Here is a 14,389-nt window from a genome sequence, read left to right on the forward strand (position 1 = left end):
GCCAGATATGCTTTGGGCCTGCATCAACCTGCCACATCTGGCCTTGGATGGCATTCTCCGACGCCGTCCCACGGAGGGACCGTTGGTCCTGGTCGACGGGCCGATCAACGCACGCACGATCGTTTCGGCCAATGAAACCGCGCGAGCGGCAGGTTTGCATGTCGGGCAGCGACTGAGCGCTGCGCAAGCGCTGCTGTCGCAATTCGAAGCGATTCCTTATGACCGCGAATCGGTGGATCGATGGCACCGATTCCTGGCTGCCGCGGCTTACCGCTATAGCTCGGAAGTCAGTTTGTTGCCGCATGCGATCGTGCTGGAAGTTAGCAAGAGCATGGGCCTCTTCGGACCGTGGCCACGGCTTGAATCCATGTTGCGTGCCAACTTCACCGACTTGGGATTCCGTCATCGCATGGCGGCGGCGCCGACGGCTCATGCCGCGCACGTGCTGACCACGGTTTCGGATGGGCAAGCGGTGCTCTCCATCGACACGCTGCGCAACGCCTTGCAGCGGTTGCCGATCGCGAAGAGTCGATTGCCAGCGAATGCCATGGCGGCGCTGCCAAGCATGGGCATCCACACGTTGGGCCAAGTGCTGGCGCTGCCGCGCGATGGGCTACGTCGACGCTTCGGTGTGGAACTGTTGGCGTCATTGGATCGTCTGATCGGCGACCTGCCTTCTGGCTTGGCGTTGTATCGCCCACCGGATACGTTCGATCTGCGCATCGAGCTGCATCATGAAGTGGAAAATCAGTCGGCGTTGATTTTTCCCGTACGGCGCATGGTCGATGATCTTGCGGCTTATCTCGCGGGCCGCGATGGCGGTGTTCAACGGTTTCTGTTGCGCCTTGAACATCGCGATGGTCGATATACCGATGTGTCCATAGGGCTGCTGGCGTCGGAGCGCGATGGTGCGATGTTGTTTGAATTCGCACGGGGCCGACTGGAACACGTCGTGCTTCCCGAGCCAGTGCTTGCGCTGCGTCTGATCGCACGTGACCTGCCGGCGTTTGTACCGGCGGGGCGGGATCTCTTCGATGAGCGACCGGCGAATGCATTGCCGATCGAACAACTGCGCGAGCGATTGCGTGCGCGGCTGGGCGATGGTGCGGTCTATCGATTGGGCAGCACGCAGGATCCAAGGCCCGAGCGTGCTCAGCGCGAAGCCACGCATGATGAAGTGCCGATCGAGCCACACCCACGCCCCACATGGCTACTTCAACGACCCCTTCCGTTACGCGGTGGGCAGCCGATCATTCTGGCCGGTCCTGAGCGCGTCGAAACCGGTTGGTGGGATGGCGGTGAAGTCTGTCGCGACTACTACGTCATCGAGACCTCACTGGGACAGGAGGCCTGGGCGTTCTGCGCACCCGACGAGCAGACCGGCTGGATGATCCACGGGTGGTTTGCATGACGGCCTACGCGGAGCTCCATTGCCTCTCGAACTTCTCCTTCGGCCGTGGCGCATCCAGCGCACGCGAGTTGTTCGAGCGTGCGAAGACATGTGGCTATGCTGCACTGGCGATCACCGATGAGTGCTCACTCGCCGGTATCGTCCGCGCACTGGAAGCCTCGCGCGACACGGGCGTGCCGTTGATCGTCGGTTCGGAAATCCAGCTCGACGATGGCCCGAAGATTGTCGTGTTGTGCGAAACGAAAGAAGGGTACACGTCGCTGTGTGGCCTCATCACCACGGGACGGCGCGCCTCGGAGAAAGGGTCCTATCGCCTGACGCGCGCCGACGTGGCTACCGGTCTGCCGGGCACGTTGGTTCTGTGGGCTCCCGATCTGATCGTCGACGTGGCTCACGGTCGCTGGGTGCGACAAACGTTCGGCGATCGCGCATGGTTGGCCGTTGAGCTGCATCGTGGACCGAACGATGCGCGAAGGATGCGCGAGCTTGAAGCGATCGGCCGCGAGATCGGCCTGCCGCTGGTCGCGGCGGGTGACGTGCATATGCACGTCCGGCACCGACTGGCCTTGCAGCACACGCTCACAGCGATCCGGCACCGCGTGCCCGTCGCCGAAGCAGGCGGATTGATCGCACGCAACGGCGAACGGCACCTGCGTCGCCGCCACAAGCTCGCCAAGCTCTACCCCGAGGCGTTGCTCGAAGAAAGCGCCCGGATCGCCGCCCGGTGCACCTTTACGCTCGGCGAGCTGCGTTACCGCTATCCGGCCGAACTCGTGCCGAAAGGCCACACCGCCACCAGCTGGTTGCGTCAACTGGCGGAAGAGGGTGCGCGATGGCGATGGCCCGAGGGTGTACCGGAGAAAGTGCACAAGCAGATCGAGCACGAGCTGGGACTGATCGAAGCACTGCGTTTCGAGTCCTATTTCCTTACCGTGCACGACATCGTGCGCTTCGCGCGCAGCCAGGGCATCCTTTGCCAGGGCCGAGGGTCCGCGGCCAATTCATCGGTGTGCTTCGCACTCGGCGTGACCGAGGTCGACCCGATGAAGATGAGTCTGCTGGTCGAGCGATTCATCTCCAAGGAGCGCAACGAGCCACCCGACATCGACATCGACTTCGAACACGAGCGCCGTGAGGAAGTCATCCAGTACATCTATCGGAAATATGGACGCGAGCGTGCCGCTCTGGCGGCGACCGTCATCTGTTACCGCGGCAAGAGCGCCGTGCGGGACGTAGCCAAGGCCATGGGACTGCCACTCGATCAGGTCGACCAACTGAGCCAAGTGTTCGCATGGTGGAACGGAGATGAGTCACTCGCCGAGCGACTGCGCGAGCGTGGGTTCGATCCCGAGAGCGCGGTCATCCGGCGCATCGTCAAGCTGACGGCGGAGATCCTGGATATGCCGCGGCACCTGTCGCAGCACGTGGGTGGTTTCGTGATCGCTAATGCACCACTGAGCGAGTTGGTACCCGTGGAGAACGCGGCGATGCCCGATCGCACGATCATCCAGTGGGACAAGGATGACCTCGACACGATGAACCTGCTGAAGGTCGACTGCCTGGCCCTAGGCATGCTCACGTGCGTGCGGAAGTGCTTGGACATGCTGCGCCACCAGCGCGGACAGGATTACTCGATGGCCACGTTGCCCTCGGAGGATCCAGATACCTACGCCATGATCCAGCACGCGGACACGGTGGGTGTGTTCCAGATCGAGTCACGCGCACAGATGGCCATGTTGCCGCGGCACCGACCGGAGAACTTCTTCGATCTGGTGGTGCAAGTCGCGATCGTTCGGCCCGGTCCTATCCAGGGTGACATGGTGCACCCGTATCTGCGACGGCGAAGGGGCGAGGAACCCGTCGACTACCCCTCGGAAGAATTGAAGGAAGTGTTCGAGCGCACGCTCGGTGTACCGCTGTTCCAGGAGCAGGTGATGAAGCTGGCCATGGTTGCCGCTGGTTATACGGCAGGCGAAGCGGACGGGCTTCGGCGTGACATGGCCGCGTGGAAGCGCCGGGGTGGCCTGGAGAAGCATCGCGAACGCATCCTGACCGGCATGACCGATCGGGGTTACACCACCGCCTTTGCCGAGAGGCTGTTCGAGCAGATGAAGGGCTTCGGATCGTATGGGTTTCCCGAATCACACGCGGCCAGTTTCGCCGGCATCGTCTATGCGAGCTGCTGGTTGAAGTGTCACGAGCCCGCGGCCTTCACCTGCGCGCTGTTGAACAGCCAGCCCATGGGTTTCTATGCCCCGAGTCAGATCGTGCAGGACGCCCGACGCCACGACATCGATGTTTTCCCCATTGATGTCCAGTACAGCGATTGGGACAACACGCTCATCACCCGTGAGGAAGAACCTCCCGCGATCCAGCTGGGATTGCGCCAGGTGCGCGGATTCAGCGAAGAGGCTGCTCGGCGGATCATGGCAGCACGTGCCCATCGCCTGTTCGCCGACATCGCGGATCTCTGTGCGCGTGCGGTCGTGGACAAGCGTCATCAGGACTTGCTGGCACAGGCCAGCGCCTTGCGGGGTCTGTCACGGCACCGGCACCACGCGCATTGGGAAGTCGCTGGTGTAGAAAAGCAGCTGCTGCTCTTCGGCAACGTTAGTCCGGCAGAGATCGCAGTGGTGTTGCCGAAGCCGACGCAGGCCGAGGACACACTGGCGGACTACGCGCGAACCGGTTTGACGTTGGGGGTGCACCCCATGGCGCAGATCAGGGACCGATTGCGCGCAGCCCGGTGCACCGACTCACGAACACTGCGCAAACGACCGCACAACACCTATGTGCGTGTTGCTGGAATAGTCACGATGCGTCAGCGACCGCAGACCGCCAGCGGTGTGACGTTCTTGACGATGGAGGACGAACATGGCCTGGTCAACGTCGTCGTCTGGCGCGATGTCGCCGAAACTCACCGGCGAGTGTTGCTAGAATCAGAACTGCTGGGAATCGACGGACGCTGGGAGGCGGTCGATGGGGTATGCCATTTAATCGCCAGTCGCTTGCTCAACATGAGCGAACTGCTCGTTGGTCTGGATGTGCGGTCGCGAGATTTTCATTGAGACATCGCGGGCATCGCGGGTGATAACAGCCAAAAGCGATGCGCCGCCGTTGCGTGCGTCCGAGCGAATGCATCACACGACCGATCTACAGTCACCAGGCCGCCGACCACTGTGATTCGCTGAAGCCGATGTCGATCGGCGAAAACCGACCCATTTGAGCCGGTCGCGAACGTCCGCTTTGGGGGCGTCCATTTTTCCGGGAGTGGCGGGAAATATCGGCCGTGCGAGCAGACCCGATGCGATAGCTGCGTTTCCCGGGGGCCTGCCGGCGCGAGCCCCTGGCGTGGCGTTCACTGTCAGCCGAGATGAAGCTGGCGAGCAGCAGCCTCGGCAGTGTCTTCCGGGCGCGTGTTGAATGCGATGACGGCGCCCGGCGCTGCCTTATGGACAATGTTCACCACCGTCTCAAACAGCACCAGGCTCTTCGGCGGAATTCTGAGGCCACCACCGATCACCACACAGTCATAAGTTGCGCTCTTCAGTTGTTTTTCGAGCGTGACGCTGCCGGCCTCGTCGGGCGTGATCATGCACGTGTCGCCCTGCCATCCGCGCTCCTGGATCTTGGTGACGGCAACGGCGATACCCGCATTGATCTTGTCGGCATCAAAACCCGGAGGAAGCGATGGGTCGGAAAAATCCACGGTCTCCGGCTTCTGGCCGACAAACAGGATGCGGGTCATTCGGTTTTCTCCATGTAGCTGGGAATTGGAAAGCTCTGACCACGGACTCGGCAAGCACTATCTTGCCGTAAATGGCCAACGCGCCAAGCGTACAGCAGGATCATGTTCGTCCAAAGAAATGAACCAGTCCACACCTGTCATGGCGGCGCTCCTGACCAAGCATCGGCCACGCAGTCCTGGGTCAACTGTGCCGACATCTCACTCTTTACCTAATATTTAATCGAAAACGAAGAGCACTTCTAAAAGCTCAAGCCTGCGTATTCTGCTGAAACCCGCCACCCGTTACGGCCGCAAACCCACCACGGACTTTGGTGTCCGTAGATTTGCCCCGATCAGAACGACCGCAAGGAACGTTACCAAGCATAGGCCTTGGGCGCTTCTCCGCCCGGTCCTGGCCAGATCTTGTCGAGTTGCTCGAGCACGTCATCCGAAAGAACCACATCGACGGCGCGAAGGTTCTCCTTGAGCTGTTCAACCGTACGCGGACCGATGATGGGAGCGGTGACTGCCGGGTTACGCAGCAGCCACGCCAGCGCGACGTCCGAAGGCTTTTCTCCAATGTCACGGCAGAGCGACTCATAGGCTTCGAGCTGCGGCCTAAGTCGCTCGATTTGCTGCGTGACTTTTGGCTTTGCCCGCCGACCTTCTGCCGCCTTCCGCAACATTCCACCCAGCAGGCCACCGCCGATTGGACTCCACGGTACAAGGCCAAGGCCGAAATGCCGACAGGCCGGAATGACCTCTAACTCAATAGTGCGTGCCGTCAAGTTGTAGAGACTTTGCTCAGATGCCAGCCCCATGAACGAACGCGCTATAGCCGTCGACTGAGCCGTAGCAATGTCCCAGCCAGCGAAGTTGCTGCTGCCAACGTAGATGACTTTACCCTGTCGCACGAGCACCTCCATCGCCTGCCAGATCTCCTCCCAAGGCGTGCTGCGATCGATGTGGTGCATCTGGTACAGGTCGATGTGGTCTGTCTGCAGCCGACGCAGGCTTTCCTCACAGGCTTTTCGGATGTGGTAAGCCGAGAGATGACGGTCATTCGGGCCAGTTTCCATCGGCTGATAGACCTTTGTGGCAAGGACAATCCGCTCTCGACGACCGCCTTGAGCTAGCCATCGCCCGATATATTCTTCGGAAATCCCGTAGCCTTTCTCCATGTCTGGAGAATTGGGGCCGCCGTAGACATCCGCCGTATCAAAGTAGTTGATGCCAGCGTCCAGCGCCGCATCCATGATCTCAAAGCTCGTCGACTCGTTCGTCAATTCGCCAAAATTCATTGTGCCCAGGCAAAGCCGACTCACTTTCAGTCCGGTACGGCCAAGATGTTTGTAGTGCATAGGTACCTGTCCTCGAAAGCTTCTCGCTTAGCTTAGAAACGGGTTATCACAATCCCTGTAGCGCTGGGTTGATTAGGGCTTGGGAGATGGCCCGACCGAATATTCTTCGTCGGTAACCTTTTCAAGCCATACAACGTTCACGCCATCCAGGGCCTCCTGGACCGCAATATGCGTCATCGATGTGCTTGGCGAAGCGCCGTGCCAGTGCTTGTGGCCTGGCGGACAGATAAGGATGTCGCCCGCGTTGATCTCGACGATCGCGCCACCTTCGCACTGCGTCCAGCCCTTACCCGCGGTAACAAGTAACACCTGCCCCAAAGGATGGGTGTGCCACGCGGATCGAGCGCCCGGTTCGAACGTAACCGTAGCTCCCGTTATGCGCGCGTCACCCGCTCCCTTGAAGGGCGCGTCGATACGCACGGTGCCCGTGAAGTAATCGCTCGGCCCCTTAGCGGACGGCACAGAGCCATTGCGGATGATGTCCATAGTGTTCTCCTGCGAATGAAGGCGAAGCGCGGCGGCTACCCAAGTAGCTGCCGCGAAGCGAAACAATAATCAGTGGGCGACGAACCCACCGTCGACGGGCAGAGCGACACCGAGAATGAGGCTAGCGGCAGGGCTGCAAAGCCAAAGCACAGCGGCAGCGACCTCTTCAGGACGGCCCATGCGGCCAATCGGCTGCTGCTTCAGGAATTCCTTCATCGCAGCGGGGTCAATCGCGTCCCCCATGGGCGTGTCAATGCAACCAGGGCATACCGCATTCACGCGGATGCCCTTGGCAGCGTAGTCCAGGGCCGCCGCCTTGGTGATGCCGATAACGCCGTGCTTGCTGCCGTGATAAGCCGCACGCCCAGCAAGACCAACGAGACCGCCAAGCGACGAGCAGTTGACGATCGCGCCGCTTCCCTGCTTGCGCATTTGCAGGAGCTCATGCTTCATGCAGGTCCATACGCCGCGTAAATTGACGGCGTTGACCTGGTCGAAACCTTCGCCGGTTTCATCGGTGATGTCGCCCATGGGACCGAGGATGCCCGCGTTGTTGTAGGCCATATCAAGGCGGCCAAACTCAGCGACTGTGCGCTCGACCATCGCGGCCGCCTGCGCTTCGTCAGTGACGTCGCATACGATGGCGATGACTTTGTGACCCGCTTTCTCTAGCGTATCGGTGGCCGTCCGCAATGCGTCGACGTTGATGTCTGCCAGCGCAACGGCAGCTCCGGATTCCGCGAATGCCTTGGCCGCCGCGAAGCCCATGCCGGTGCTCGCGCCCGTGACGAGCGCAACTTGTCCGTTAAAGTCGTAGGTGGGATTCATGTTTAAGTCCTTTGTAGATTTGGGGAAATTCATGTGCACGATCGTCCGCTTTTGGGTGGTCGGCCGCTGTCATATGTTCACGTTGGTACCGTTCGTTAGATTGCCGCTTAGCCAGCGGGGCGAATTCGTACGGTCGCGGACCGGCTTTCATTCCGGATCATCGGCGCGAGATAGGTGTGACCCGCATATTTCGCTTGATAGGCCGCATCGATCTGGTTGTTGAGCGCGTCCTGCACCAACTCGAAAGTCACGGGAAGGTCCATGTCTACGATGGTGATGCGGCCGGCACCCTGTGCGAGCGCCGCCTGGAACCACCGCGAGGCGCGCCCGTGATAAGCACGCGCATAGAGCTCATCGCCGACGACAACCGACCAGATCCACGTCGGCGTTCCCGGTGTCGTACCGTCTTGCCGAAACGGCGCGACATGCAAATCGTCTGATTGTTTAATGCGTTCGAGTTGTTCGTGGCTCCAGGTATTCATTGCCAACCTCTGTGTTCTTATCGTTTATTTGCCTGTCAGCCGGCGCGCTTGGATGACGCGAAATCGATCACGTAGCGGTAGCGCACGCTTTTGTCGATCACGCCCTCGAAAGCTGTGTTGATCTCATCCGGCCGGATGAGCTGTACCTGGGCCTTGATGTTCCGCGCAGCGCAGTAATCGACCACCTCCTGTGTTTCGGCAATGCCGCCGATAATCGATCCGGCCAGTGCGCGCCGGCCTATCGCTAGGTGCAGGCCCTTGACTTCTTTCAATGGCTCCATGGCACCGACGTTCACCAGCGTACCGTTCAACTTCAGCAGGTCGATGAAAGCCTGCATCGGATAGCCGTTAGGTACGGTCGAGATGATCAGATCGAACTTGCCAGCGTGTGCCTTCATGGCCGCGGCATCCGTGGAGAGCACCGCATCCGTTGCGCCTAGACGCTTGGCATCCCCGAGTTTCGATGATGTGGTCGTAAACACGGTGACCTCGGCATGGCGGGCCGCAGCAAGTTGCACGGCCACATGGCCAAGTCCGCCCATGCCCACGACACCCACGCGCTGACCACGTTCGAGTTTCCAGTGCTGCATCGGCGAGAAGGTCGTGACACCTGCGCAGAGCAAATGGCGCCATGGCGGCAAGGTCCGCACCCGGGGGGATGCGGATGACAAAATGATCCTTAACGACAACGCGGTCCGAATACCCACCGAAGGTGTAGCCACCGGTATGCGCATCCGGCGAGCCATACGTCTGAGTCATGCCCTTTTCGCAGTACTGCTCTAGATCGTCCTGACAAGGCTCACACACGCCGCAGGAGTCCACGATGCAGCCCACGCCGCCGATGTCGCCGACCTGAAACTTGGTGACTTCGGTACCGACGGCAATGACACGCCCGACAATTTCGTGGCCGGGCACGCACGGGTACTGCGTCGGCCCCCATTCACCACGAACAGTGTGGATGTCGGAGTGACACACGCCGCAGTACAGAATGTCCAGGAGGACGTCGCGTGGACCGACTGCACGTCGTGAGATCGTAAGTGATCCTAGCGGCGCAGTCGCACTTTTCGCGCCCACAGCGCGTACGTTCTGTGCGGCGGCCGCCGAGGGGTCATTTCGTATGCCGCCACGATTGCCACTGGAGGCTGCCATGGCGCCCAGCATGGGGGCTGCCATCAATCCGGCGCCCGCCTTGAGCACCCTGCGCCGGCCGGCGACCGATTTTTCTTCCGTATAGGTTTGTGTCATTTCATGGTCCTTTGGTGCAACTTGAGAATTTCATGGCGCCCCGCGCGTCGCGTCGCACTCCTTGAGAGCACGGGCCAATGTCATTGGCGTTTTTACTCAGCCGGGACGTTTGGCGAGCACATCTTTTACGACCGGGATAGCCGAGAAGACATTCGGCCAGCCCGCGTAGAATTCGAGATGCGTCAACACCTCACCGACCTGCGCCTTCGTCAGGCCGTTGTCCATCGCCCGATTTAGGTGGTAAGGGATTTGCGCAACCTGGCCGTTGGCGATCAGGGCACTGACGGTAACGAGGCTACGGTCGCGGGGCGCAAGCCCGGGGCGCAGCCATAAGTTGTGGAAAACCACTTCGCTGGTGTAGTGGACGACGCCAGGAGAGATCGCGCCTGCGTTCTCCTGCACAGCACTCGCGCGTAAGGCCTCAGCCTTCTCGTCGATCGGCATGAGGTCCGGTTCAGCCGGTGGCAACTGCGCGGCCGTCACGCCGCGATCGTGGAATACATCCTTGGCGACGGCCACCGCAGCCGTAGCATTTGCCCACCCTGCGTAGAACGCGAGATGCGTGATGATTTCCGACAGCTCAGCCGGCGTCACCCCGTTGTCGAGCGCACGATTGAAATAAAATGGCATTTCGATGACCTGGTTTCTCGCGATCAGCGCAGCAATGGTCACCACGCTGCGATCTCTTGGGCTAAGGCCAGGGCGCGACCACAACTCGCCAAGAAGGGTGGTCTCGGTGTAGCGGGCTAGCGCGGGCGACACCGCGCGCGTCTCATCGAGCGTCGGGGCGACGATCGGTGCGCGCGCGGGCGGTAGGGTCGATGCACTGCTTATCGACACGTGCAGTAGCGGAATGATGGCAAGTCCAAGAATTGAATAGCGCATAGTGATTTCCGGCGAAGTAAAGGGAGTGCCCCGCTAGCGGGTGTAGTCGGCGTCGGAGACTTTTTCCATCCAGGTCACATTTCGGCCGTCGACCGTTTCTTGGGCGGCGAGCTGCGTCATGGCGGTGGTCGCGGTCGCGCCGTGCCAGTGCTTCACCCCCGGAGGCGTCCAGATAACGTCTCCCGCATGAACGGTCTGACGTGGATGACCTTCTTGCTGCACCCAGCCAGTGCCGCCCACGATGACCAGCAATTGCCCTAGAGGATGCGTATGCCAGGCGGATCGAGCGCCCGGCTCGAAGGTGACGTATCCGGCCGACAGTCGGGATGGTGCACGCGGTTGGAGAAGGACCGGGTCAATGCGCGCCGCACCGGTGAAGTTGCTCGCGGGACCGACGATGGACGGCTGGCTTCCCGTGGGCACGATGACCATGTCGCTACCCGACGCGCCTGTCGCGGTCATCGGTACGAGGGCCAGCGAAAGCCAAGCCGTAAACACCAAATAGTTTCTTTCCACCGCCGTTTCTCCGTCCGTCGCTCGCGAATCGTTCGACGTGGGACCACCGTCCCGTATTCGTCGCTGTGATGCAGGACTACTGTTTTACGCGCTTACATTCGATTGATTAAGACCATTTAATTGCTTGGACCTATGAATTAAATTCATGACTAGACAGGGGCAGTAAGTATCCCCCGGCAAAGCCGGGGGCTTTAACGATTGCTGGCCCCTCAAAGGGGCCTTTTCGCAATCGAGAATCAAGTGCTCGCCATTCAACCCTTGATGCACCGGCTTCACCATTCCAAGCCAGAATTTGCCTTCGATTCGATATCTGCGCTTGAACTACCTCAATGCCGACAGCTACTTCTTTAAACGTCAAACTGCTACTGCCACCCCGGCAGAGCCGGGGGAACTTCCGATTGGTTTAGGAAGTAGCATTCGCGGCCAGCGCCTCATGTGAGGTCAGAAGAGAGCCCGCATGCCGTCCTCGCCGCTCGCAAGAGCCCCAAGACCACGCAGTGAAGCCGTCCGCGATTACTGGATGTTGGCCGTGACGAGTCTGCTCATGGCATTCGCGTCCATCTCGACGGACCTTTATTTGCCCGCCATGCCGACTATGGTGCGAGATCTGGGCGTCACGCCTGGCGTGGCCGCCATGACGGTCTCGACCTACCTGATCGGATTCAGTGCGGGACAGCTAATTTGGGGTCCTCTGAGCGATCGCTTTGGTCGACGCGCGCCCATTCTCGCCGGGCTGTTGGTGTTTATCCTGGGGTCGGCCGGCTGCGCTCTGGCAGGCTCGGGTACCGCCATTGTTTGCTCGCGAGCCATCCAGGCGATCGGGGCGTGCGCAAGTGTGGTGCTTGCCCGGGCCATGGTGCGCGACCGATTCGCAGGGGTACGTGGCGCGCAGGTCATGTCGTCCCTGATGACGGTCATGGCTATCGCGCCGCTGCTTGGTCCCTCCATCGGAAGCCTCGTGCTCGAAGTCACCGGGTCATGGCGAGCGATCTTTTGGCTTTTGGTTGCGACGGGAATAGCTACCGCCTGCGCGGTGTGGACTCTTCCGGAGACGCTGCCCACGGCGCGCCGCTGTAATGCGGGATTGTTGACGGCGTTCCTGCAGTACAAGCAGCTTATGCTGCAACCGCGGCTGCTAGCTTTTGCAGGTGCGCTGGGTTTCTTCTACGCGGGTACGTTCGCCTATATCGCAGCCTCACCCTTCATATATATCGAGTATTTTCGCCTCGCATCATCGAGGTACGCGCTCATCTTCTCTGCCGGAGTCGCCGGCCTCATGGTGGCCAACCTCGTTAACCGGCGACTGGTGCCACGCATCGGCGCCGTTCGACTGCTGCGCGCTGGTGCGATCGGTGCAGGTGTAGCCGGCGGGGTGATGCTGATAGCCGTCACGCTTCGCATCGGTGGGCTCTGGGGTGTGTTTGTGCCGGCGATCGCATTCGTGGCCGCTACAGGATTTATCGTGGCTAACGGCGTCACCGCAGCACTCGAAGATCTGCCAACGGGCACGGGAGCTGCGTCAGCATTGTTAGGAGCCATCCAGTATGGCGGCGGGGTTCTCGGCGCTGCTGTCGTGGGCGCTCTGTCAGACAAAGCACCCTTTCCCGTCGCTGCGGTCGTCGCCGTGACAGGGGCGGGATGCGTCGCGTGTGCCTTCGCTATAACACTGCACGGTCCTTCCCAGCGGGAAGCAGATGTTGCGACAGCGCAGTCATAGCCGGTTGCGCTAGGCCCGTTAATGAATTCAGTTCATGCTGAGGAAAGGCATGGGCGACTCCACGCCCGGTGAGTATTTTCCTACCCCTGCGCTAACGATTGCCCGCAGCCTAATTATTTTGGGAGGACTAGTCGGGGACAACTTACGCACGAACGAGCCTTCGGGTGTCGTGCCGACAATCGATGCGCGCACGGGCGCCCTGGTTTGGGCGCGGGACATCGTGATGGCCTTTGCGCTGCCGAAGAAATAGTGAGTCCAGAGCTAGCCAGCAGTGCGACATTGTCCAGGTAGGTAGCACCCGCGCTACTTGCGATACCGCAAAGCATCCACGACAAGACGAAGGGCCGGCGACGACTGTCGCCGGCTCGGATAATAGGCGTGGAGGCCCGGCCAAACAGGCGACCAGTCTTGCAGCACGTATTGCAGGTGACCGGCCTTTACGTGCGGCTCGGCCAGGTCTTCCGGGATAAATGCGAGCCCAAATCCGGCAACCACTGCTTCAACGACCTGGACAATTCCGTTGAAGCTCACTTGCCCATCGACGCGTACTTGTACCTCGCTCTTTCCCTTTTCCAACTGCCAGGCATAAAGACCGCCATAGGACGCCAGGTAAAGGTTTATACAGCGAAAACCCAGCAGGTCCTGCGGGGTGCGCGGCCGGCTTTTGCCCTTCAAATACTGTGGCGCTCCGACAACCGTCATACGTATATCCGGCCCGATCCGCACCGCGATCATATCCTTGGCGACCTGATCGCCGTAGCGAATACCCAGATCGAAGCGTTGCGCGACGATGTCTGTCAGCCCGTGGTCAATGATCGTCTCCACCTTTAGATCGGGATAGGCGGGCAGAAGCTCTTGGAGTTTTGGCCAGATGACTGTGTGGAACGCGTAATCCGCCGTTGTGATGCGGAGGGTGCCGCTAAGTTTTCCGCGTAACCCTTTGACGGCTACCACTTCGGCATCGATTTCTTCGAAGTGCGGGGTAATCGATGCAATTAATCGGTCGCCCGCTTCCGTGGGCGTCACGCTACGCGTGCTGCGATTCAATAGACGAACGTCCAGTCTCGTCTCGAGTAACCGGATCGCATGGCTGAGCGCGGACTGTGAAATACCTAGCTGGGCGGCAGCCTTGGTGAAGCTTTGTTCGCGCGCTACCGCCAAAAACGCAAGTAGGTCACCATAGTTTTCACGCGCCATTGATGAATCTCGCTCATGCAATCGTCGCCACTCTACCATCGGCAGTCGGACACCTATCGTATCTGGCGACAGTCATGCCGTGCGAGCGCAGCGAGTCCAAGGGTGAATCACACGACGTGTTCGAGGCAAAAAAAACGGCCTATGTTGATAGGCCGCTTCGAAAATGCTCGGGGTCGACTTCCGCTTTACAGAAATGTCTGCCGAGCGTGTTTTCAACAACTAATCAGAACGTAGCTCGGTAAGACGCCGCTCATCACCTCGTCCTGATAGGTTTGTGCACCAGGGGACCCGGGTCTGATCGATCGTCGATCAGAACGCCAACGCGACCTGGGCTTTCACGCCGCGATCGTTTTCGTGGCTGGCGTGGGCATAGGTACCGTCGAGGCTGGCCGTCCAACCACGACGGAGTTCGGCCGACAGGCCACCGCTGACGGTTTCAAGCAGTCGACCCGTCTTGACGCCATCGGTGCGGAACGCTGTGCCTGGCGCGGCTTCAAAGCTGACGTCTGCGGTGCCCATGGCGTCACCTTGCTG

At 60.4% G+C, this 14,389-nt stretch carries 13 protein-coding genes and 1 pseudogene; 3 read left to right on the plus strand and 11 right to left on the minus strand.

Annotation, left to right across the window (positions count from 1 at the left end; genetic code table 11):
* Nucleotides 1-7 precede the first annotated feature (7 nt).
* Together HDE79_RS09065 and HDE79_RS09070 are read left to right on the plus strand one after the other, a co-directional pair.
* On the plus strand, nucleotides 8-1,411 hold the full coding sequence (locus HDE79_RS09065; RefSeq protein ID WP_184601593.1) for a DNA polymerase Y family protein: 1,404 nt from the start codon (nucleotides 8-10) through the stop codon (nucleotides 1,409-1,411).
* On the plus strand, nucleotides 1,408-4,479 hold the full coding sequence (locus tag HDE79_RS09070; RefSeq protein WP_184601594.1) for an error-prone DNA polymerase: 3,072 nt from the start codon (nucleotides 1,408-1,410) through the stop codon (nucleotides 4,477-4,479). The genes HDE79_RS09065 and HDE79_RS09070 overlap by 4 nt, the downstream gene beginning before the upstream one ends.
* Before the next feature lie 296 nt (nucleotides 4,480-4,775).
* Here HDE79_RS09070 and HDE79_RS09075 read toward each other — a convergent pair whose 3' ends face one another.
* The 9 genes and pseudogenes from HDE79_RS09075 to HDE79_RS09110 all read right to left on the minus strand — a co-directional run bounded on the left by HDE79_RS09075 (nucleotide 4,776) and on the right by HDE79_RS09110 (nucleotide 10,941).
* Nucleotides 4,776-5,159: a hypothetical protein gene (locus tag HDE79_RS09075; protein WP_184601595.1), complete on the minus strand. Its 384-nt coding sequence runs from the start codon at nucleotides 5,157-5,159 to the stop codon at nucleotides 4,776-4,778.
* A gap of 353 nt (nucleotides 5,160-5,512) precedes the next feature.
* Nucleotides 5,513-6,499, minus strand: coding sequence for an aldo/keto reductase (locus HDE79_RS09080; RefSeq protein ID WP_184601596.1), 987 nt, complete (start codon nucleotides 6,497-6,499; stop codon nucleotides 5,513-5,515).
* 72 nt (nucleotides 6,500-6,571) lie between these two features.
* Entirely contained in the window at nucleotides 6,572-6,985 is a 414-nt protein-coding gene (locus tag HDE79_RS09085; protein WP_184601597.1) for a cupin domain-containing protein, read from the minus strand.
* A gap of 69 nt (nucleotides 6,986-7,054) precedes the next feature.
* Nucleotides 7,055-7,813 (minus strand): SDR family oxidoreductase, encoded by a 759-nt coding sequence (locus HDE79_RS09090; RefSeq protein WP_184601598.1) that lies wholly within the window; start codon nucleotides 7,811-7,813, stop codon nucleotides 7,055-7,057.
* Between the two features lie 107 nt (nucleotides 7,814-7,920).
* Nucleotides 7,921-8,295: a DUF2255 family protein gene (locus HDE79_RS09095; protein ID WP_184601599.1), complete on the minus strand. Its 375-nt coding sequence runs from the start codon at nucleotides 8,293-8,295 to the stop codon at nucleotides 7,921-7,923.
* A gap of 35 nt (nucleotides 8,296-8,330) precedes the next feature.
* Complete coding sequence (locus HDE79_RS22225) at nucleotides 8,331-8,936, minus strand: zinc-binding dehydrogenase (protein ID WP_343205935.1); 606 nt, start codon at nucleotides 8,934-8,936, stop codon at nucleotides 8,331-8,333.
* A 79-nt stretch (nucleotides 8,937-9,015) separates the two neighbouring features.
* Nucleotides 9,016-9,540: pseudogene (locus tag HDE79_RS22230) on the minus strand (alcohol dehydrogenase catalytic domain-containing protein); the annotation flags it as partial.
* A 96-nt stretch (nucleotides 9,541-9,636) separates the two neighbouring features.
* Entirely contained in the window at nucleotides 9,637-10,425 is a 789-nt protein-coding gene (locus tag HDE79_RS21950; protein WP_184601600.1) for a carboxymuconolactone decarboxylase family protein, read from the minus strand.
* Between the two features lie 33 nt (nucleotides 10,426-10,458).
* Nucleotides 10,459-10,941 carry a cupin domain-containing protein gene (locus HDE79_RS09110; RefSeq protein WP_343205936.1) on the minus strand — a complete coding sequence of 161 codons (483 nt, stop codon included), beginning with the start codon at nucleotides 10,939-10,941 and terminating at the stop codon, nucleotides 10,459-10,461.
* A 520-nt stretch (nucleotides 10,942-11,461) separates the two neighbouring features.
* On the opposite strand from HDE79_RS09110, the gene HDE79_RS09115 reads away from it, so the two are divergent.
* Nucleotides 11,462-12,658, plus strand: a complete 1,197-nt coding sequence (locus HDE79_RS09115; protein ID WP_255488362.1) for a multidrug effflux MFS transporter — start codon at nucleotides 11,462-11,464, stop codon at nucleotides 12,656-12,658.
* Nucleotides 12,659-12,961: 303 nt separating this feature from the next.
* Here the strand turns inward: HDE79_RS09115 and HDE79_RS09120 are convergent, their stop codons facing one another.
* Nucleotides 12,962-13,855: a LysR family transcriptional regulator gene (locus HDE79_RS09120; protein WP_184601602.1), complete on the minus strand. Its 894-nt coding sequence runs from the start codon at nucleotides 13,853-13,855 to the stop codon at nucleotides 12,962-12,964.
* Between the two features lie 309 nt (nucleotides 13,856-14,164).
* Nucleotides 14,165-14,389: hypothetical protein (locus tag HDE79_RS09125; RefSeq protein ID WP_221440090.1), on the minus strand; the 225-nt coding region annotated here is incomplete at its 5' end.

The sequence above is a fragment of the Rhodanobacter sp. MP1X3 genome, from assembly GCF_014207165.1.
Classification (GTDB): Bacteria; Pseudomonadota; Gammaproteobacteria; order Xanthomonadales; family Rhodanobacteraceae; genus Rhodanobacter.